General features: G+C 70.2%; 19 protein-coding genes and 1 tRNA gene. 7 read left to right on the top strand and 13 right to left on the bottom strand.

Annotation, left to right across the window (positions count from 1 at the left end):
* Nucleotides 1-21 precede the first annotated feature (21 nt).
* Nucleotides 22-234 (bottom strand): DUF397 domain-containing protein, encoded by a 213-nt coding sequence (locus ACZ6JY_RS13315; RefSeq protein ID WP_469195389.1) that lies wholly within the window; start codon nucleotides 232-234, stop codon nucleotides 22-24.
* Complete coding sequence (locus tag ACZ6JY_RS13310) at nucleotides 231-1,103, bottom strand: helix-turn-helix domain-containing protein (RefSeq protein WP_469195387.1); 873 nt, start codon at nucleotides 1,101-1,103, stop codon at nucleotides 231-233. Before ACZ6JY_RS13310 ends, ACZ6JY_RS13315 begins: the two co-directional genes overlap by 4 nt.
* Before the next feature lie 405 nt (nucleotides 1,104-1,508).
* Here ACZ6JY_RS13310 and ACZ6JY_RS13305 point away from each other — a divergent pair, with 405 nt between their 5' ends.
* Both ACZ6JY_RS13305 and ACZ6JY_RS13300 read left to right on the top strand, forming a co-directional pair.
* Nucleotides 1,509-1,703, top strand: a complete 195-nt coding sequence (locus ACZ6JY_RS13305) for a hypothetical protein (RefSeq protein WP_469195385.1) — start codon at nucleotides 1,509-1,511, stop codon at nucleotides 1,701-1,703.
* Nucleotides 1,703-2,392, top strand: coding sequence for an ATP-binding protein (locus tag ACZ6JY_RS13300; RefSeq protein ID WP_469195383.1), 690 nt, complete (start codon nucleotides 1,703-1,705; stop codon nucleotides 2,390-2,392). Before ACZ6JY_RS13305 ends, ACZ6JY_RS13300 begins: the two co-directional genes overlap by 1 nt.
* A gap of 18 nt (nucleotides 2,393-2,410) precedes the next feature.
* On the opposite strand, the gene ACZ6JY_RS13295 is transcribed toward ACZ6JY_RS13300, so the two are convergent.
* Complete coding sequence (locus tag ACZ6JY_RS13295) at nucleotides 2,411-2,875, bottom strand: GNAT family N-acetyltransferase (protein WP_469195381.1); 465 nt, start codon at nucleotides 2,873-2,875, stop codon at nucleotides 2,411-2,413.
* A gap of 258 nt (nucleotides 2,876-3,133) precedes the next feature.
* Between ACZ6JY_RS13295 and ACZ6JY_RS13290 the strand changes: the two genes are divergently transcribed.
* Nucleotides 3,134-3,910 (top strand): LuxR C-terminal-related transcriptional regulator, encoded by a 777-nt coding sequence (locus ACZ6JY_RS13290; RefSeq protein WP_469195379.1) that lies wholly within the window; start codon nucleotides 3,134-3,136, stop codon nucleotides 3,908-3,910.
* Here ACZ6JY_RS13290 and tamR read toward each other — a convergent pair.
* Entirely contained in the window at nucleotides 3,869-4,366 is a 498-nt protein-coding gene (gene tamR / locus ACZ6JY_RS13285) for a MarR family transcriptional regulator TamR (protein ID WP_469195377.1), read from the bottom strand. The genes ACZ6JY_RS13290 and tamR overlap by 42 nt on opposite strands.
* 65 nt (nucleotides 4,367-4,431) lie before the next feature.
* On the opposite strand from tamR, the gene ACZ6JY_RS13280 reads away from it, so the two are divergent.
* Both ACZ6JY_RS13280 and ACZ6JY_RS13275 read left to right on the top strand, forming a co-directional pair.
* Entirely contained in the window at nucleotides 4,432-5,325 is an 894-nt protein-coding gene (locus ACZ6JY_RS13280; protein WP_469195375.1) for a trans-aconitate 2-methyltransferase, read from the top strand.
* Nucleotides 5,319-5,681 carry a VOC family protein gene (locus ACZ6JY_RS13275; protein ID WP_469195373.1) on the top strand — a complete coding sequence of 121 codons (363 nt, stop codon included), beginning with the start codon at nucleotides 5,319-5,321 and terminating at the stop codon, nucleotides 5,679-5,681. The genes ACZ6JY_RS13280 and ACZ6JY_RS13275 overlap by 7 nt, the downstream gene beginning before the upstream one ends.
* Before the next feature lie 6 nt (nucleotides 5,682-5,687).
* Here ACZ6JY_RS13275 and ACZ6JY_RS13270 read toward each other — a convergent pair whose 3' ends face one another.
* Both ACZ6JY_RS13270 and ACZ6JY_RS13265 read right to left on the bottom strand, forming a co-directional pair.
* On the bottom strand, nucleotides 5,688-6,374 hold the full coding sequence (locus ACZ6JY_RS13270) for a TetR/AcrR family transcriptional regulator (RefSeq protein WP_447039276.1): 687 nt from the start codon (nucleotides 6,372-6,374) through the stop codon (nucleotides 5,688-5,690).
* The gene (locus ACZ6JY_RS13265; RefSeq protein WP_469195371.1) at nucleotides 6,371-7,396 is read right to left on the bottom strand and encodes an acyl-CoA desaturase; all 1,026 of its coding nucleotides are present in this window, start codon (nucleotides 7,394-7,396) and stop codon (nucleotides 6,371-6,373) included. Before ACZ6JY_RS13265 ends, ACZ6JY_RS13270 begins: the two co-directional genes overlap by 4 nt.
* Before the next feature lie 307 nt (nucleotides 7,397-7,703).
* Between ACZ6JY_RS13265 and ppc the strand changes: the two genes are divergently transcribed.
* Entirely contained in the window at nucleotides 7,704-10,448 is a 2,745-nt protein-coding gene (ppc, locus tag ACZ6JY_RS13260; RefSeq protein ID WP_469195369.1) for a phosphoenolpyruvate carboxylase, read from the top strand.
* A 71-nt stretch (nucleotides 10,449-10,519) separates the two neighbouring features.
* Here ppc and pth read toward each other — a convergent pair whose 3' ends face one another.
* The 6 genes from pth to ACZ6JY_RS13230 all read right to left on the bottom strand — a co-directional run bounded on the left by pth (nucleotide 10,520) and on the right by ACZ6JY_RS13230 (nucleotide 15,395).
* The gene (gene pth / locus ACZ6JY_RS13255) at nucleotides 10,520-11,122 is read right to left on the bottom strand and encodes an aminoacyl-tRNA hydrolase (RefSeq protein ID WP_469195367.1); all 603 of its coding nucleotides are present in this window, start codon (nucleotides 11,120-11,122) and stop codon (nucleotides 10,520-10,522) included.
* Between the two features lie 73 nt (nucleotides 11,123-11,195).
* Complete coding sequence (locus ACZ6JY_RS13250) at nucleotides 11,196-11,783, bottom strand: 50S ribosomal protein L25/general stress protein Ctc (RefSeq protein ID WP_469195365.1); 588 nt, start codon at nucleotides 11,781-11,783, stop codon at nucleotides 11,196-11,198.
* Between the two features lie 189 nt (nucleotides 11,784-11,972).
* Complete coding sequence (locus ACZ6JY_RS13245; protein WP_469195363.1) at nucleotides 11,973-12,947, bottom strand: ribose-phosphate diphosphokinase; 975 nt, start codon at nucleotides 12,945-12,947, stop codon at nucleotides 11,973-11,975.
* A gap of 115 nt (nucleotides 12,948-13,062) precedes the next feature.
* A complete protein-coding gene (glmU, locus tag ACZ6JY_RS13240) occupies nucleotides 13,063-14,511 on the bottom strand; it encodes a bifunctional UDP-N-acetylglucosamine diphosphorylase/glucosamine-1-phosphate N-acetyltransferase GlmU (RefSeq protein WP_469195361.1) in 1,449 nt (482 codons plus the stop codon).
* Between the two features lie 130 nt (nucleotides 14,512-14,641).
* Nucleotides 14,642-14,713, bottom strand: a tRNA-Gln gene (locus tag ACZ6JY_RS13235).
* Nucleotides 14,714-14,735: 22 nt separating this feature from the next.
* Nucleotides 14,736-15,395 carry a hypothetical protein gene (locus tag ACZ6JY_RS13230; RefSeq protein WP_469195359.1) on the bottom strand — a complete coding sequence of 220 codons (660 nt, stop codon included), beginning with the start codon at nucleotides 15,393-15,395 and terminating at the stop codon, nucleotides 14,736-14,738.
* 167 nt (nucleotides 15,396-15,562) lie between these two features.
* Between ACZ6JY_RS13230 and ACZ6JY_RS13225 the strand changes: the two genes are divergently transcribed.
* Nucleotides 15,563-16,903: a sensor histidine kinase gene (locus ACZ6JY_RS13225; RefSeq protein ID WP_469195357.1), complete on the top strand. Its 1,341-nt coding sequence runs from the start codon at nucleotides 15,563-15,565 to the stop codon at nucleotides 16,901-16,903.
* 26 nt (nucleotides 16,904-16,929) lie between these two features.
* Here ACZ6JY_RS13225 and ACZ6JY_RS13220 read toward each other — a convergent pair whose 3' ends face one another.
* Entirely contained in the window at nucleotides 16,930-17,460 is a 531-nt protein-coding gene (locus tag ACZ6JY_RS13220; RefSeq protein WP_469195355.1) for an SUKH-3 domain-containing protein, read from the bottom strand.
* Nucleotides 17,461-17,510: the final 50 nt, after the last annotated feature.

Raw genomic sequence — 17,510 nt, 5'->3', positions numbered from 1 at the left:
TGATAGCGAGGAGCGGGGTAGTCACTCCGCCGCTTTCACACCGTTCACGAATGCGGCGAAAGCCGTGGTCGACAGGGTCAACCCATTTCGTTGGAGATCCTTGGAGTCGCGTATGCCCACCCTTGAATCGACACGGATGATCTCGACGCATTCGTTGCCTTCTCCGCCGCTGTAACTGCTCTTGATCCACGTGGTGGTTCCCGCACCCGTGGCGAGGGCTGACGCTTCAGTCATGGGGACTGCTCCTGTCGGGCTTCTGCGATGAGCCGAGACGATGTTGTCGTATCTGCTGCCTGTGAACGAAGGTAGTCGAACGTCAATTTATAGGCGCCGACGTCTCCGGGGTCGTCGAGATACAGCCCGCGGCGGCGCATCTCGATGTAGACGACGGCCATGGAGTTGAGTGGCTGCCGGTCGTCGTCGCGACCGAGGATCACGAAGTGTCCGGCTCCCGCCGCATGGGCACCAGCGCTGAACGGCAGCACCTGGATGTCTACGTCGGGGCTCTCGGCCGCCTCTTGCAGATGCCTGAACTGTCGTGCCATGACCTTCGCGTCGCCCACGGTTCTGCGAAGGACTGCCTCATCCAGGATCACCCACAGATGCAGTGAAGGGTCTCGCCGAAGAATCCCCTGGCGCGCAATACGGGCGTCCACCATCCGCTCGATGGCCTCGTTGTCGCTGCGGACTTCGCGCGCTTGATGGATGGCGAGCGCATACTCCCTTGTCTGCAACAGGCCGGGGATCACCGTGTTGGCGTACACATGCTCATAAGCCGCCTCGTGTTCGAAGGACACGAGCGGGTCCATCCACTCGGGCACCGCACTGTTGCCGACCCACCACCCGTCGGACTGCGACTTGGCGATGCGGACGAGGGCCTCCCGTTCTGCGACGGTGGCCTCACACGCATCGGCCAGGGCTTTGACGGTGGCCCACCGGATGCGGGCTCGGTCCTGCCACATCTCGTAACGGCTCACCGTCGTGGTACTGACACCGGCACGCTGCGCGATCTGCGCCTGAGTCACTCCGCAGCGTTCCCGTAGTGCGATCAAACCGCGCGCGATCTGCATCCGGCCTGCCGGACCTGTGTGTATGGCGGTCACGTCTTCACCCTCTTGTTGGTCGTCAACCGGCAGCGCGTAGCAACGAGGCGAATTTATGACCCGTGAGGTGCCCGGAGACACCATGCGGCACGGCCGTCACCCACATCGGTGAACTCGTTGCGAAGGATCTCCTGTCATGGGATTCCCATGGAAGGCTTCCCGTGTTCCTTCCGGCAGTCCTTTTCAGGAGAAGGCATGGCCCTTCACGTTTCGCCCCGCACCCATCGGTGTCCACTCGCCCCCTCGTTCGACGGATCCGTCATCCGAAGAGGGGTACTCAAGCTGCTGACCAGGTGCGCAAAAGCCTTCCGCCCGCCGCGCGGACGTCACCGCGCCGGGGCTCCGGCCCGCCGAGCTCCGAGAGCCGTGCCCCGACTGCCCCCGACAGGCTGGCCCCGTCCCCCCGTGGCCGCGACCGTACGCCGGTGGTACGAACCCCTCGACGGCAGCGCCTCGCGTCTGGTCCGCCCGTACTTGACGGCGTGGGAGGACGAGGAGAGCTCGCGGCTTCAGCGGCTTCGGCGCGACACCCTCTGGTGTGCCACATACGGCGTCGACCTCGACGTCCGCGACATCCATCGCGCGCTGGAGGTGGCGTGATGGGCGGTGCTTTCGACGGGGTCATCGGTGGCGGCACGGCGGAGCGGTGCACGGTCGGGCTGGAGCTTCTCCAACTCGAGCTTGCGCGGCGGCTGTTGGGGCGCGCCCGGCAGGCTCTGGAGGGGGCGGCCGGTGCGACGCGGTGTGACATGGGGCCCCTGGCGTCTCAACTGGCAAGCGCCCTGGGTGACACGCTGCTCATCGCGGAGCGTCAGGCCGGACGCTCCGGGCCGGCCCCGGCCTTGGGGGGCGCCGCACTTCGCACCGCTCCGGAGAGCCTGTCCGTACGTAGGTTCCCCGGCGCGGAGCCCGCCTCGGCTCCGGCCGCTCGCCGATTCGTACGGAGTACGGCCCGCGCCTGGGAGCTGCCGCAGGGCCCGGTGGAGACCCTGGAGGTCATCACCAGCGAACTCGTCACCAATGCTCTGGTGCACGGCGGTGGGGAGACGGTCACTGTCACCTTGGCGTTGACCGACCGGGTGCTGACTCTCAGCGTCACGGACGAGGGGCGCGGCCTCGTGCAGGGGGCACGGACAGGCCTTCCGGGGCCACCGGCCGGGGGCGAGGCCGAGTCAGGGCGGGGTCTGTTGATCGTCTCCGCGCTCGCCGGCCGGTGGGGGTGGTACCGGGCATCCGACGGGGTGACCGTATGGGCCGAGGTGAGCGCGGCCGGTGGGGATGGCCGGTGAGTGAGGGGCGGGGTCCGCTCAGGACGGAGGGCGCAATCGCTTGGTCAGGGTGAACTCCTTTACTCCCTCCGGGTAGTCGGGGATCACGCTCACCAACTCGTAGCCGTGGCTGCGGTAGAAGCCCGGGGCCTGGAAGTCCCAGGTCTCCACGCGGGAGTTGACGCAGGCGCGCTCCTCGTGGGCTATGCGTTCCGCTTCGGCGAGGAGGCGGGCGCCCAGGCCCGCGCCGCGGTGGTGGCCGTCGACCCAGAGGTGGTTCACATGGAGCCAGCGGCCCCAGGTGTGCGCGGCGAGCCCGCCCGCCAGGGCGCCCGACGTGTCCAACACCCAGACCGCCAACGGCACTTCCTGGTCGTCGACCGTGCCGCGCAGGGCGCGCAGCTCCGGGGACGACGCCGTGTTCGCCTCGCCGAGCCGCGCCTGGAGCGCCACCAGCCGTTCCTTGTCGACTCCTGTCTCCATACGAAACATGCGGCCCACCATAAACGCGTCGGCCTATCAGTTCTGCAAATCACCTTCCCCTCCTGGCGTGCGGCCCTACTCTGAAGAACAGTGCCGGTGGGGGCCGGCGCTGATCAGGGGGCGAGACAGTCGGGTACGACGCCCGGCCCGGGGGAGAGCACTCATCGCGCGGCGGCGGCCGAGCGACCGTGGCGACCCCCGGCCCCGGCGTCGTACCCGTACCGGCCGTTCCCGATGGGATCCCCAGCTCCTGCCGGGAGCGTGGGGAAGGGGGTTTCTGTGGTTCGCATTCGAGTACTGGTCGTCGACGACCACCGCATCTTCGCCGAGTCACTGGCCGCCGCGCTCGCGGCCGAACCGGATGTCGACGTGTCAGCGGCCGGCAGCGGCCCCGCCGCGCTGCGCTGCCTGGAGCGGGCGGTCACCGAAGGCCGCAGATACGACGTGCTGCTCGTCGACGCCGACCTCGGCGCCACCGCGAGCGCCCTGCAGGGCATCCGCCCCGCCGTCCCGGTCCAGGAGGGCAACGCCGACGGTCTCGTCGACGGCATCTCCCTGGTCGCGGGCGTCCGCTCAGGACAGCCCGCCGTGCGCACCGTCGTGCTCGCCGAGAAGGACGACCCGCGCCGCGCGGCCCTCGCGCTCCAGGCGGGCGCGTCCGGCTGGGTGGCCAAGGACTGCTCCCTGTCGCGCCTGCTCAGCGTCATACGAGGCGTGCTGCGCGACGAGACGCACCTGCCGCCCGCCCTGCTCACCGGCGTCCTGCGGGAGCTGACCGCGGCCCGCAAGCACCGCACCGAGTCCGAGCGCCTCGTGGAGTCGCTGACCCCCCGCGAGCGCGAGGTGCTGCGCTGCATGGTCGCGGGCCTGGGCAGGAAGGCGGTCGCCGAGCGCCTCTTCCTCTCCCCGCACACCGTGCGTACGCACATGCAGAACGTGCTGGGAAAGCTGGGCGTGCACTCCACACTGGCGGCGGTCGCGCTGGCCAGGCGTGCGGGCGTGGGACCGGTCGACCTAGCCGGGGATGTTGTCGAACGGGGCGGTCAACTGGCGTAGCAGCGCGGCCAGTTCGCCGCGCTGGGCGCGTGACAGCTCGGCGAGGATCGCCCGCTCCTGCTCCAGGAGGCCCGCCAGGGCCTGGTCGGCGCGGTCCTGGCCCTCGGTGGTGAGCCGCACGAGCACCCCGCGCCGGTCGCTCGGGTCGGGCAGGCGCTCGACGAGGCCCTTCTTCGCCAGGCGGTCGATGCGGTTGGTCATCGTGCCGGACGTCACGAGGGTCTGCGTGAGGAGCTGGCCGGGGGAGAGCTGATAGGGGGCGCCCGCGCGGCGCAGTGACGTCAGTACGTCGAACTCCCACGGCTCCAGGCTGTGCTCGGAGAACGCGAGTCTGCGGGCGCGGTCCAGGTGCCGCGCGAGCCTGCTCACGCGGCTGAGCACCTCAAGCGGCTCCACGTCGAGGTCCGGGCGCTCCCTGCGCCACGCCGCGACCAGCCGATCGACCTCGTCCTCCATGACGATCAGTGTAGGGGGTCTGTCGACGTGAAGTCTCTTGACGTCAAGATACTTCTGGGTCGAGTATGGCGGCAGACCAAGCCCCGCACGCCGAGGAGGCCCCCGTGTCCACCGCCGCCACCTGGGATCCGACCCAGTATCTGCGCCACTCCGACCACCGGGCCCGGCCCTTCGTGGACCTCCTGGCCCGCGTGCCCGAGCTGCCCGAGGCGCCCGGCAGGCCCCCGCGCATCGCCGACCTCGGCTGCGGCCCCGGCAACGTCACGCGCCTCCTCGCCGAGCGGTGGCCCGCCGCGCACATCACCGGTTACGACAACTCCCCGCAGATGCTCGCCGAGGCCGAGCGGTTCGCGGGGCCGACGCGCGAGGGCGGGCGCCTCGGCTTCGCCCCCGCCGACGCCACGGACTGGGCCCCCGCCCCGGGCTCGTACGACCTGATCTTCTCCAACGCGACCCTCCAGTGGGTCCCCGGCCATCCGGAGTCCTTCCCTGCCTGGATCGACGCGCTCACCCCGGGCGGTACGTTCGCCTTCCAGGTGCCCGGCAACTTCGACGCCCCCAGCCACGTCCTGATGCGGGAGCTCAGTGAGTCGCCGCGGTGGCGGGACCGGCTCGGCGGGCGGCTGCGGCACGCCGACGCGGTGCTGTCCCCCGGGGCGTACCTGGAGCGGCTCGCGGGACTCGGCTGCGAGGTCGACGCCTGGGAGACCACGTACCAGCATCTCCTGCCGGGCGACGACCCCGTCCTCGACTGGGTCAAGGGGACGGGTCTGCGGCCGGTCCTCACGGCCCTGGCGGACGACCCGGCGGCGACCGACGCCTTCCTCGCCGACTACCGCGACCTGCTCCGCACGGCGTATCCGGCCACGGAACACGGCACGGTCTTCCCCTTCCGCCGCGTCTTCGCGGTGGCCCGCAAGGGCGCGGTGGCCCGCAAGGGCGGCGGCGCCGGATGCTGACCGCCGTCGACCACGTACAACTGGCCGCCCCGCCCGGCAGCGAGGCGCGGCTGCGGGCCTTCTACGGCGATGTGCTCGGCATGACGGAGGAAGCGAAGCCCCCGGCCCTCGCGGCCCGCGGCGGCTGCTGGTTCCGGGCCGGGGCCGTCCGGCTCCACCTGGGCATCGAGGGTGACTTCCGCCCGGCCCGCAAGGCCCACCCGGGCCTGCGCGTCGACGGCATCGAGGCCTTCGCCGAACGGCTCGCCTCCCGAGGCGCCGAGATCACCTGGGACGACGACCTGCCGGGCCACCGGCGCTTCTACGCCCACGACCCCGTGGGGAACCGGCTCGAATTCCTGGAACCCCTGGCCTGAGGGAAGTCAGCTCTTCCTGTGGCCTATCAGCCGCGGCTTCGGCTCCAGGCCGTCCAGGCCGTGCCAGGCCAGGTTGACCAGGTGTGCCGCGACCTCCGCCTTCTTCGGTTTGCGGACGTCCAGCCACCACTGGCCCGTGAGGGCGACCATGCCGACCAGGGCCTGCGCGTACAGCGGGGCCAGTTTCTGGTCGAAGCCGCGGCCCTTGAACTCCTGGCCGAGGATGTCCTCGACCTGCGTGGCGATGTCGGAGATCAGGGAGGCGAAGGTGCCCGTCGACTGGGCGACGGGGGAGTCCCTGACCAGGATGCGGAAGCCGTCCGTGTACTTCTCGATGTAGTCGAGGAGGGCGAAGGCCGCCTGTTCGAGGAGTTCCCGGGGGTGCCCGGCCGTCAGCGCGCTCGTCACCATGTCCAGGAGCTGGCGCATCTCCCGGTCGACCACCACCGCGTAAAGGCCCTCCTTGCCGCCGAAGTGCTCGTACACCACCGGCTTGGAGACCCCGGCCTTCGCGGCGATCTCCTCCACCGACGTGCCCTCGAACCCCTTCGCGGCGAACAGCGTGCGGCCGATGTCCAGCAACTGCTCCCGGCGCTCGGCGCCCGTCATCCGCGTCCGCCGGGCACGACGGGGCTGCTTCTCTTTGCCGGCAGGGCTTGTGTTGCTGGAGTCGGTCGCCACGTCACCCATCATGCCGCGTCGGCGGAGCGCGGCTCGCGGCGGGACTCGGCCGCCGGCGTCCGGCGGGACTCGATGCGCGACTTCGACGGCCACCGCACGTCGTACGCCCAGCCGAGCTGCTCGCACCAGCGGATGATCCGCGCGGAGGAGTCGACCTGGCCCCGCATCACACCGTGCCGCGCCGACGTCGGGTCGGCGTGGTGCAGGTTGTGCCAGGACTCGCCGCAGGACAGCACCGCGAGCCACCACACGTTGCCCGAACGGTCACGGGACTTGAAGGGGCGCTTGCCGACCGCGTGGCAGATGGAGTTGATCGACCAGGTGACGTGGTGCAGCAGCGCCACACGTACCAGCGAGCCCCAGAAGAACGCCGTGAACGCGCCCCACCAGGACATCGTCACCAGACCGCCCACCAGCGGCGGAATGCCCAGCGAGACGACCGTCCAGAGCAGGAACTGACGCGAGACGCGACGGATCGCCGGGTCCTTGATCAGGTCCGGCGCGTACTTCTCCTGCGACGTCTGCTCCTCATCGAACATCCATCCGATGTGCGCCCACCACAGGCCCTTCATCAGCGCGGGCACCGTCTCGCCGAAGCGCCATGGCGAGTGCGGGTCACCCTCGGCGTCGGAGAACTTGTGGTGCTTGCGGTGGTCGGCCACCCAGCGCACCAGCGGACCCTCCACGGCCATCGACCCGGCGACCGCGAGCGCGATCCGCAGCGGCCGCTTCGCCTTGAACGAACCGTGCGTGAAGTAGCGGTGGAAACCGATCGTGATGCCGTGGCACCCCAGGTAGTACATGAAGACCAGCAGGCCGAGATCCAGCCAGCTCACACCCCAGCCCCAGGCCAGCGGCACCGTCGCGAGCAGCGCGAGGAACGGCACGATGATGAACAGCAGCAGGGTGATCTGTTCGAGCGAGCGTTTCCGCTCACCGCCCAGCGTCGCGGACGCGGCGCCGGCATCCGCCCCCGCGCCGGAAGCGTCGTCGATCACATCGGTGTCGGAGGGCGCATTGGAAGTCGTCGTCATGGGCACGTCCCCTGTGGGGTCGAGGGTTCAGGTGGGAGTGAGTGCTCGGGCACGGTTCCGTGGGTTCCCCGGGAGCTGTCGACCGACACACTCCCGTTGCGATTCCTACGTTACCTACGGGTCCGTAACCTACGGCGACGTAAGTATGGCAGCGCGGAGCCCCACGGCAAGAGGCCGCGAGCCCGTGCCCTGGAGTGACACCTATCCTTAGGAACGGTCGGACAGCGCGGTCCGCTCTGTTTATCCCCGGGGTCCCACCCCCGGGACCCCTCCCAGACGTGCTTCAACACTGCAAGGAGCCGCACCTGTGAGCAGTGCCGACGACCAGGGCCGCCAGGCCACCAGTACAGCCAGCACCGAGCTGCGCGCCGACATCCGCCGCCTCGGCGACCTGCTCGGCGAGACCCTCGTACGCCAGGAGGGCCCCGAGCTCCTCGAACTGGTCGAGAAGGTGCGCAGCCTGACCCGCGAGGACGGCGAGGCCGCCGCCAGGCTCCTCGGGGGCACCGAACTGGAGACCGCCGCCAAGCTGGTCCGCGCCTTCTCCACCTACTTCCATCTGGCGAACGTCACCGAGCAGGTCCACCGCGGCCGCGAGCTGCGCGCCCGGCGCGCCGCCGAGGGCGGGCTCCTCGCCCGCACCGCCGACCGCCTCAAGGACGCCGACCCCGAACACCTGCGCCAGACCGTGCAGCACCTCAACGTGCGGCCCGTCTTCACCGCGCACCCCACCGAGGCCGCCCGCCGCTCCGTGCTCAACAAGCTCCGCCGCGTCGCCGAGCTCCTGGAGACCCCGGTCATCGAGTCCGACCGGCGCCGCCACGACACCCGACTGGCCGAGAACATCGACCTCGTCTGGCAGACCGACGAACTGCGCGTCGTGCGCCCCGAGCCCGCCGACGAGGCCCGCAACGCCATCTACTACCTCGACGAGCTGCACGCCGGCGCCGTCGGGGACGTACTGGAAGACCTCACGTCCGAGCTGGAGCGCGTCGGCGTCGAACTGCCCGAAGGCACCCGTCCCCTCAGCTTCGGCACCTGGATCGGCGGCGACCGCGACGGCAACCCCAACGTGACGCCCGCCGTCACCTGGGACGTCCTGATCCTCCAGCACGAGCACGGCATCAACGACGCCCTCGCCCTCGTCGACGAACTCCGCGGCTTCCTCTCCAACTCCATCCGCTACACCGGAGCCACCGACGAGCTGACCGCGTCACTCCAGCGCGACCTGGAGCGGCTGCCCGAGATCAGCCCGCGCTACAAGCGGCTGAACGCCGAGGAGCCCTACCGCCTCAAGGCGACCTGCATCCGGCAGAAGCTGGAGAACACCAAGCAGCGCCTCGCCAACAGCACCGCGCACGAGCCGGGCCGCGACTACCTCGGCACCGCCGAGCTGATCCAGGACCTCACGCTCATCCAGACCTCGCTGCGCGAGCACAAGGGCGGCCTCTTCGCCGAGGGCCGGATGAACCGCACCATCCGCACCCTCGACGCCTTCGGCCTCCAGCTCGCCACCATGGACGTACGCGAGCACGCCGACGCCCACCACCACGCCCTCGGCCAGCTCTTCGACCGCCTCGGCGAGGAATCCTGGCGCTACGCGGACATGCCCCGCGAGTACCGCCAGAAGCTGCTCGCCAAGGAGCTGCGGTCCCGGCGCCCGCTCGGCCCGCAGCCCGCCCCGCTCGACGCCGCGGGAGAGAAGACCCTCGGCGTCTTCCTCACCGTCAAGAAGGCCCTCGAGGTCTTCGGCCCCGAGGTCGTCGAGTCGTACATCATCTCCATGTGCCAGGGCGCCGACGACGTCTTCGCCGCCGCCGTCCTCGCCCGCGAGGCCGGCCTGGTCGACCTGCACGCCGGCTGGGCGAAGATCGGCATCGTGCCGCTCCTGGAGACCACCGACGAGCTGCGCGCCGCCGACGTCATCCTCGACGAGATGCTCGCCGACCCCTCCTACCGCAGGCTGGTGGCCCTGCGCGGTGACGTCCAGGAGGTCATGCTCGGCTACTCCGACTCCTCCAAGTTCGGCGGCATCACCACCTCCCAGTGGGAGATCCACCGCGCCCAGCGCAGGCTCAGGGACGTCGCCCACCGCTACGGGGTCCGGCTCAGGCTGTTCCACGGCCGCGGCGGAACGGTCGGCCGCGGCGGCGGCCCCTCCCACGACGCGATCCTCGCGCAGCCCTGGGGCACCCTGGAGGGCGAGATCAAGGTGACCGAGCAGGGCGAGGTCATCTCCGACAAGTACCTCGTGCCGTCCCTCGCCCGCGAGAACCTCGAACTGACCGTCGCGGCGACCCTCCAGGCATCCGCCCTGCACACCTCCCCGCGCCAGTCCGACGAGGCCCTCGCCCGCTGGGACGCGGCCATGGACGTGGTGAGCGACGCGGCCCACACCGCCTACCGCAAGCTCGTCGAGGACCCGCACCTGCCCGCGTACTTCCTCGCGTCGACGCCGGTGGACCAGCTCGCCGACATGCACCTCGGCTCCCGGCCATCCCGCCGCCCCGGCTCGGGCGTCTCGCTCGACGGCCTCCGCGCCATCCCGTGGGTCTTCGGCTGGACCCAGTCACGGCAGATCGTCCCCGGCTGGTTCGGCGTCGGCTCCGGCCTCAAGGCACTGCGCGAGGCCGGGCTCGACACCGTGCTCGACGAGATGCGCGAGCACTGGCACTTCTTCCGCAACTTCGTCTCCAACGTCGAGATGACGCTGGCCAAGACGGACCTGCGGATCGCCCGCCACTACGTCGACACCCTCGTGCCCGACGAACTCAAGCACGTCTTCGCCGCCATCGAGGCCGAGCACGAACTGACCGTGCGGGAAATCCTCCGCGTCACGGGCGGGACCGAGCTCCTCGGCTCCAACCCGGTCCTCCAGCAGACGTTCGCCATCCGCGACGCCTACCTCGACCCGATCTCGTACCTCCAGGTCGCGCTCCTCAAGCGGCAGCGGGACGCGGCGGAGGCCGGCGCCGAGCCCGACCCGCTGCTGGGGCGCGCGCTGCTCCTGACCGTCAACGGGGTCGCGGCGGGGCTGCGCAACACCGGCTGACGCCCCGACCGGCGCGACAAGGGCCCCGCACCACTTCGGTGATGCGGGGCCCTTGTCGTCGGCTCAGGCTCTCAGGAGTTGTACGTGCTCTGCGCCCGCTCCAGGCCATCCGAGACCAGCGCCTCCACCGCGTCGGCCGCCCGGTCCACGAAGTAGTCGAGCTCCTTGCGCTCCGCGGACGAGAAGTCCTTCAGGACGAAATCCGCCACCTGCATACGGCCCGGCGGACGCCCGATGCCGAACCGCACCCGGTGGTAGTCAGGACCCATGGCCTTCGTCATCGACTTCAGACCGTTGTGCCCGTTGTCGCCACCGCCCAGCTTCAGACGCAGCGTGCCGTAATCGATGTCCAGCTCGTCATGGACCGCCACGACGCGCTCGGTCGGGACCTTGTAGAAGTCCCGCAGAGACGTCACAGGCCCCCCGGAGACGTTCATGTACGACATCGGCTTCACCAGGATGACGCGACGGCTCGCGGGACCCGGCGGCCCGAACCGGCCCTCGACCACCTGGGCCTGCGCCTTCGCGGCCCGCTTGAACGTGCCGCCCATGCGCCGCGCGAGCAGATCCGCCACCATGAAACCCACGTTGTGCCGGTTCATCGCGTAATCGGGCCCGGGATTGCCCAGGCACGCGATCAGCCACGGCGCACTGGCATCGGTCGTCACCTGCATGTCTCCTTCATACGCGGCAGCCGCCGCCCCCCGAGGGAGCGGCGGCCGCCGTGCCGGATGTACGTCGCGAGACTCAGGCCTCGGAGTCGCCCTCGGCACCCTCGGCCGGGGCCTCCTCGGCCTGCGCGGACAGGACCTGGATGACCACGGCGTCCTCGTCGATCGCCAGGGTGGAGCCGGCGGGCAGCGGGATGTCCTTGGCGAGGATGGACGCACCGGCGTCCAGGCCCGCGACGGAGACCGTGACCTCGGTCGGGATGTGCGTGGCCTCGGCCTCGACCGGAAGCGTGTTCAGGACGTGCTCCAGCAGGTTGGAGCCCGGCGCCAGCTCACCCTCGGTGTGGACCGGGATCTCGACCGTGACCTTCTCGCCGCTGCGGACGAGCAGCAGGTCGACGTGCTTCAGGATGCCCTGACGCATGACGTCACGCTGCACGGCCTTCGGGATCGCGAGCTGGGTCTTGCCGTCGACGTCCAGGGAGATCAGGACGTTCGGCGTACGCAGCGCCATCAGCAGGTCGTGGCCCGGCAGCGCCAGGTGGACCGGGTCGGCGCCGTGGCCGTAGAGAACGCCGGGAACCTTGTCCTCACGGCGGATGCGGCGGGCAGCGCCCTTGCCGAACTCGGTGCGGGTCTCCGCGGAGATCTTGACCTCAGGCATGTGCACTCCTCGTACAACAGGTGTCGGATGGGGTTACCCGGCCATACGACTGGCCTGCTACGAAGAGCGCGTCGATAACGGACCGCCACACCAAAAAAGTGCGGCCTCCCTCGCCGAGCAACTCGCCAAGTCTACTCGGCCGGGAGGCCACACCCAAAAGGATCTTCACGGAGCCGGGGCTCCGGGCTCCTACTGCTCCTCGAAGAGGCTCGTCACCGAACCGTCCTCGAAGACCTCACGCACCGCGTTCGCGATGGTCGGGGCGATCGAGAGGACAGTGATCTTGTCCAGCTCCAGCTCACCCGGGGTCGGCAGCGTGTCCGTGAACACGAACTCGCTCACCTTGGAGTTCTTCAGACGGTCCGCGGCGGGACCGGAGAGCACACCGTGCGTGGCCGTCACGATGACGTCCTCCGCGCCGTGCGCGAACAGGGCGTCCGCGGCGGCGCAGATCGTGCCACCCGTGTCGATCATGTCGTCCACCAGCACGCAGACGCGGCCCTTCACCTCACCGACCACCTCGTGCACGGTGACCTGGTTGGCGACGTCCTTGTCACGGCGCTTGTGCACGATCGCCAGCGGAGCGCCGAGACGGTCGCACCAGCGGTCGGCGACCCGGACACGGCCCGCGTCCGGCGACACGACCGTCAGCTTCGAACGGTCGAGCTTCGCACCCACGTAGTCCGCCAGGATCGGCAGCGCGAAGAGATGATCCACCGGGCCGTCGAAGAAGCCCTGGATCTGGTCCGTGTGCAGATCGACCGTGAGGATGCGGTCCGCGCCCGCCGTCTTCATCATGTCCGCGATCAGACGCGCCGAGATCGGTTCACGGCCACGGTGCTTCTTGTCCTGCCGCGCGTAACCGTAGAACGGCACGATCACGGTGATGGAGCGGGCCGACGCGCGCTTCAGCGCGTCGATCATGATGAGCTGCTCCATGATCCACTTGTTGATCGGAGCGGTGTGGCTCTGGATCAAGAAGCAGTCCGCGCCGCGCGCCGACTCCTGGTAACGGACGTAGATCTCACCATTGGCGAAATCGAAGGCCTTCGTCGGCACGATGCCGACACCCAGCTTGTGTGCGACCTCCTCGGCCAACTCGGGGTGGGCGCGGCCGGAGAAGAGCATCAACTTCTTCTCGCCGGTCGTCTTGATCCCGGTCACAGCACTGTCTCCTCAGAGAGTTCTTCCCGCTGCCGTACCCACGCGTCCCGGTGCGTCGAGTCGGCCGAATATGTGCCCTATCACGGTACGCCGTGTCAGACGCAACTGTTTCCGGTCAGCTTGTGCCGTCCGTCTCCCGGGACGCCGCCTCGGCCGCCTTCGCGGCCGCGCTCCCCGGACGCTTACGGGCCACCCAGCCCTCGATATTCCGCTGCTGGCCCCGCGCCACGGCCAGCGAACCGGCCGGCACATCCTTCGTGATCACGGACCCGGCAGCGGTGTAGGCACCGTCCCCGACCGTGACAGGAGCCACAAACATGTTGTCCGAACCCGTACGGACGTGAGACCCCACCGTCGTGTGGTGCTTCGCCTGGCCGTCGTAGTTCACGAAGACGCTCGCCGCACCGATGTTGGACTGCTCACCGATCGTCGCGTCCCCCACGTACGACAGGTGCGGCACCTTCGAGCCGTCACCGATCGCCGCGTTCTTCATCTCGACGAACGTGCCCGCCTTCGACTTCACGCCGAGCCGCGTGCCGGGCCGCAGATACGCGAACGGACCGACGATCGCCTGCTCGCCCACCTCGGCGCCGTTCGCCACACTGTTCTCGACCCGGGCCCCCGCGCCGACCTTCGTGTCCGCAAGCCGCGTGTTCGGCCCGACCTCGGCGCCCTTGCCCAGGCTCGTCGCGCCCTGGAGCTGCGTGCCGGGGTGCACGACCGCGTCACGCTCGAAGGTGACCGTCGCGTCCACCCACGTGGAAGCGGGGTCCACCACCGTGACACCGGCCAGCATGGCCTCCGTCAGGAGCCGGTCGTTCAAGGTCCTGCGGGCCTGGGCCAGTTGCACGCGGTTGTTGATGCCGGCGATCTCCTCGTGGTCGCCGGCCACGGCCGCGCCCACCCGGTGGCCCGCCTCACGCAGGATGCCGAGGACGTCCGTCAGATACTCCTCGCCCTGGCTGTTGTCCGTGCGCACCTTGCCGAGCGCGTCCGCGAGGAGCCGGCCGTCGAAGGCGAACACCCCGGAGTTGATCTCACGGATCGCGCGCTGCGAGTCGGAGGCGTCCTTGTGCTCGACGATCGCGGTGACCGAGCCGTTGGCGCCGTCGCGCACGATGCGGCCGTAGCCCGTGGCGTCCGGCACCTCGGCCGTGAGCACCGTCACGGCGTTGCCGTCGGCGCTGTGCGTCTCGGCCAGCTCGCGCAGCGTCGCGCCGGTGAGCAGGGGGGTGTCGCCGCAGACCACGACGACCGTGCCGTCGACGGAGCCGCCGATCTCCTCCAGGCCGATGCGGACGGCGTGTCCCGTGCCGTTCTGCTCCGCCTGGTAGGCGGTGCGGACCTGCGGGGCGACGGCGGAGAGGTGCGCGCGGACCTGCTCGCTCTGGAAACCGACGACGGTGACGAGCTGTTCGGGGGAGAGCGCGTAGGCGGCTTCCAGGACGTGGCCGATGAGGGAGCGGCCACAGATCTCGTGCAGGACCTTGGGAAGGTCCGACTTCATACGGGTGCCCTCACCCGCTGCGAGGACGACGACGGCGGCCGGGCAAGTTGCGCTCACGGAGGATGCCCTTCGGCTTCGGATGGGTTGGGGTTCCTCTGGGGGGAGGACATCCGCAGGATACCGGGGCGTAGGGAGGTGGAAACGGAGACGGGTCCCGACCTTGGAGGCCGGGACCCGGACGGTGCGGCTCCCCTGCCAGGACTCGAACCCGGACAGATGGCACCAAAAGCCACAGTGCTGCCAATTACACCACAGGGGAATATATCGGCTAAACCGGACATTCAGTCCGCCTGCCGAATGGCACCCAACACTATGCCGTACCAAGCGCCTTCCACGCGACGGTACAGTTCAGCGCTTTGGCGGACGTAAACGATCAGGCAGCCGTGGTACGCCTCCCCGGTGTTCTTCCGCACGGTGCGGGGGTTGTGCTTCTTCAGCGTCGCCCTGCTGAACGCGGCGGTCCCGACTCCGGCGACGTCGGCCCAGAACGCCTCGGCGGCGGGCACGTCGGCACTCTCGTGGATGCTCAGCCGCAGGGTCAGCCGGTCCTTCGTGACACCCAGCGAGGCGAGCCAGCGCAGGTGGAGACGGATCACGTCGGGATCGCTGTTGATGAACTGCAGGGCCTCGCTGCGGCGGTACGTCTTGCTCTTGGTGCCCTCGGCCCAGTAGAGGACCACCCCGGCCATGAAGAGCTCACGCTCCGACAGGCTGCCCACGGCCGGGGTTTGTGGTTCGTCGGGGGTGCGTCGAGGCTCCGGCGCGGGCAGATCGCGTACCCACAGGGAGACCGAACTTTTCGAGCAGGCCAGTTCGGCCTGGATCTCGCTGTACGTCCACCCTTGGCCGCGCAGCTCGCGCGCTCGCCGCCGCAGCCCGTCCTTGGCGCGCGGGCGCTTGGGCGCGCCGAAGCCCTCGCGCTTGTCCGTGATCTCTGTCATGTGAGAACGGTCGTCCGGAATGGGGGCCTCCGGGCTGGAATGGCGCTGGGATCAACAGTTCGAGGGATACCGGCACGTTTCGCTTTCGCTCGAACGGTGGGTGTGCTGGATCACTGGGCCGGAAACTCGCCGGAAAACCGGGGCGGAACGCCCGTACGCTGGAAGGCATGACCACGACGGGGGACGACCGCACCACGGCCATGACCGGGCCGTGGTGGTGGGAGCGGTGGCGCGGGGCCGCGCTGGATGTGGGGCTCGCGGCGGCGTCCGCGACGGAGTGCGGATTCGAGGGGGTGGCGTTCGCGTCGGACGCGGGGCTGCCCCCGCCGGTAGGGGTCGGCTTCGGGGTGCTCGCGGGCTCCGCGCTGCTGATCCGGCGGCGCTGGCCGGTGGCCGTGGTGCTGATATCGATCGCGATCACGCCCGCCCAGATGGGCATGGTCCTGACGATCGTGGGCCTGTACACGCTGGCCGCCTCGGAGCTGCCCCGCCGCATCACGGGCGCCCTCGCGGGCATGTCGATGGCGGGCACGCTCATCGTGGCGCTGGTGCGGGCCAGTCAGGATCTCGGCGGCGAGGGCGCGAATCCGCCGATCGGGAGCGAGTTCCTGCCGTTCTTCGCGGTGGCGGGGTCGATCGGGGTGACGGCGCCGCCGGTGCTGCTCGGTCTGTACGTGGGGGCGCGGCGGCGGCTGATGGAGTCACTGCGCGAGCGTGCGGACGACCTGGAGCGTGAGCTCCAGTTGCTGGCCGAGCGCGCGGAGGAGCGCGCGGAGTGGGCGCGTAACGAGGAGCGGACGCGGATCGCCCGTGAGATGCACGACGTGGTCGCGCACCGGGTGAGTCTGATGGTGGTGCACGCGGCGGCCTTGCAGGCGGTGGCGCGGAAGGACCCGGAGAAGGCCGTGAAGAATGCGGCGCTGGTGGGCGACATGGGCCGGCAGGCGTTGACGGAGCTTCGGGAGATGCTGGGCGTGCTGCGGGCGGGCGACGACGGCGCGAAGGGCGCGGGGGGCGCGAGGCCGGTGGAGCCGGTGCCGTTGGCGGCGGTGGGGCATGCGGCGGCGGTGGCCGCCTCGCGCGCGGTGGACGAGGAGGGTCCGAGCCTCGCGGAGCTGGACGAGCTGGTGGGGCAGTCGCGTGCGGCGGGGATGGCCGTGGACGTGTCGGTGGAGGGTGATCCGCGGGACTACGCCGCGGAGGTGGAGCAGACGGCGTACCGGGTGGTGCAGGAGGCGTTGACCAACGTCCACAAGCACGCGGCGGGCGCGAAGACGTACGTACGGCTGGCGCACCGGGGTGCGGAGATCGCGATGCAGGTGGAGAACGAACCGCCGCCGGAGGCGGGTTCCACGGCGGACGCGCGGCTGCCGAGCGGTGGCAATGGCCTGGTGGGCATGAAGGAGCGCGTCACGGGGCTCGGCGGCGTGTTCGTGTCGGGTCCGACGGACGGCGGCGGTTTCCGTGTCTCGGCGGTGCTGCCGGTGGCGGTTCCGGCGGTGGGTTAGCAGGTCCGTTCGTACGGGTACGGGGGTCAGCTCACCGTAAGGCGGGTCGGGCGGGCGCCGGTGAAGAGTGTCGTCAGGGCGTGGTCGATGTGGGCGCCGAGGAACCAGTCGCCGCTGTGGTCGAGGCTGTAGACGCGGCCCTGGGCGTCGATGGCGAGGAGCGCCTGGGTCTCGGTCTCCTCGCCGATGGGGCTGACCTCGGTGTCGAGGGCGCGGCCGAGGTCGCCGAGGGTGCGGGCGAGGTGGAGTCCGTACATGGGATCGAGGTGGATGGTCGCGGGAGCTATCTCCCGGCCGCTCCCCTGAGGGGTGATGTGGAGCCCGCCGTACTCGGCCCAGGCCTCGACGGCGGCGGGGAAGACGGCGTGCCGGTGTCCGGCGGGCGAGGTGTGGCGGCGCAGGGTGTCGGCCCAGATCTCGGCCTGTTTGATGTCCCAGCGCCCGGGCCGCCAGCCGGCGGCGCGCAGGGCGGCGTCGACGGGGACGGGCAGCGGTGTTCCGCCGGTGTGGGCGGTGCGGCCGGCCGCGGTGGCGGTGGCGGAGTGGTCGGCGTGCATGGGGTTGGCCCTTGTTCGGTCGGGTGGACGGGCGGCTGGACGGTGGGGCG

This window comes from Streptomyces sp. NPDC046335 (genome assembly GCF_055587985.1).
The sequence above is the reverse complement of the archived record's forward strand: the minus strand, read 5'-3'. Positions and strand labels throughout refer to the sequence as shown.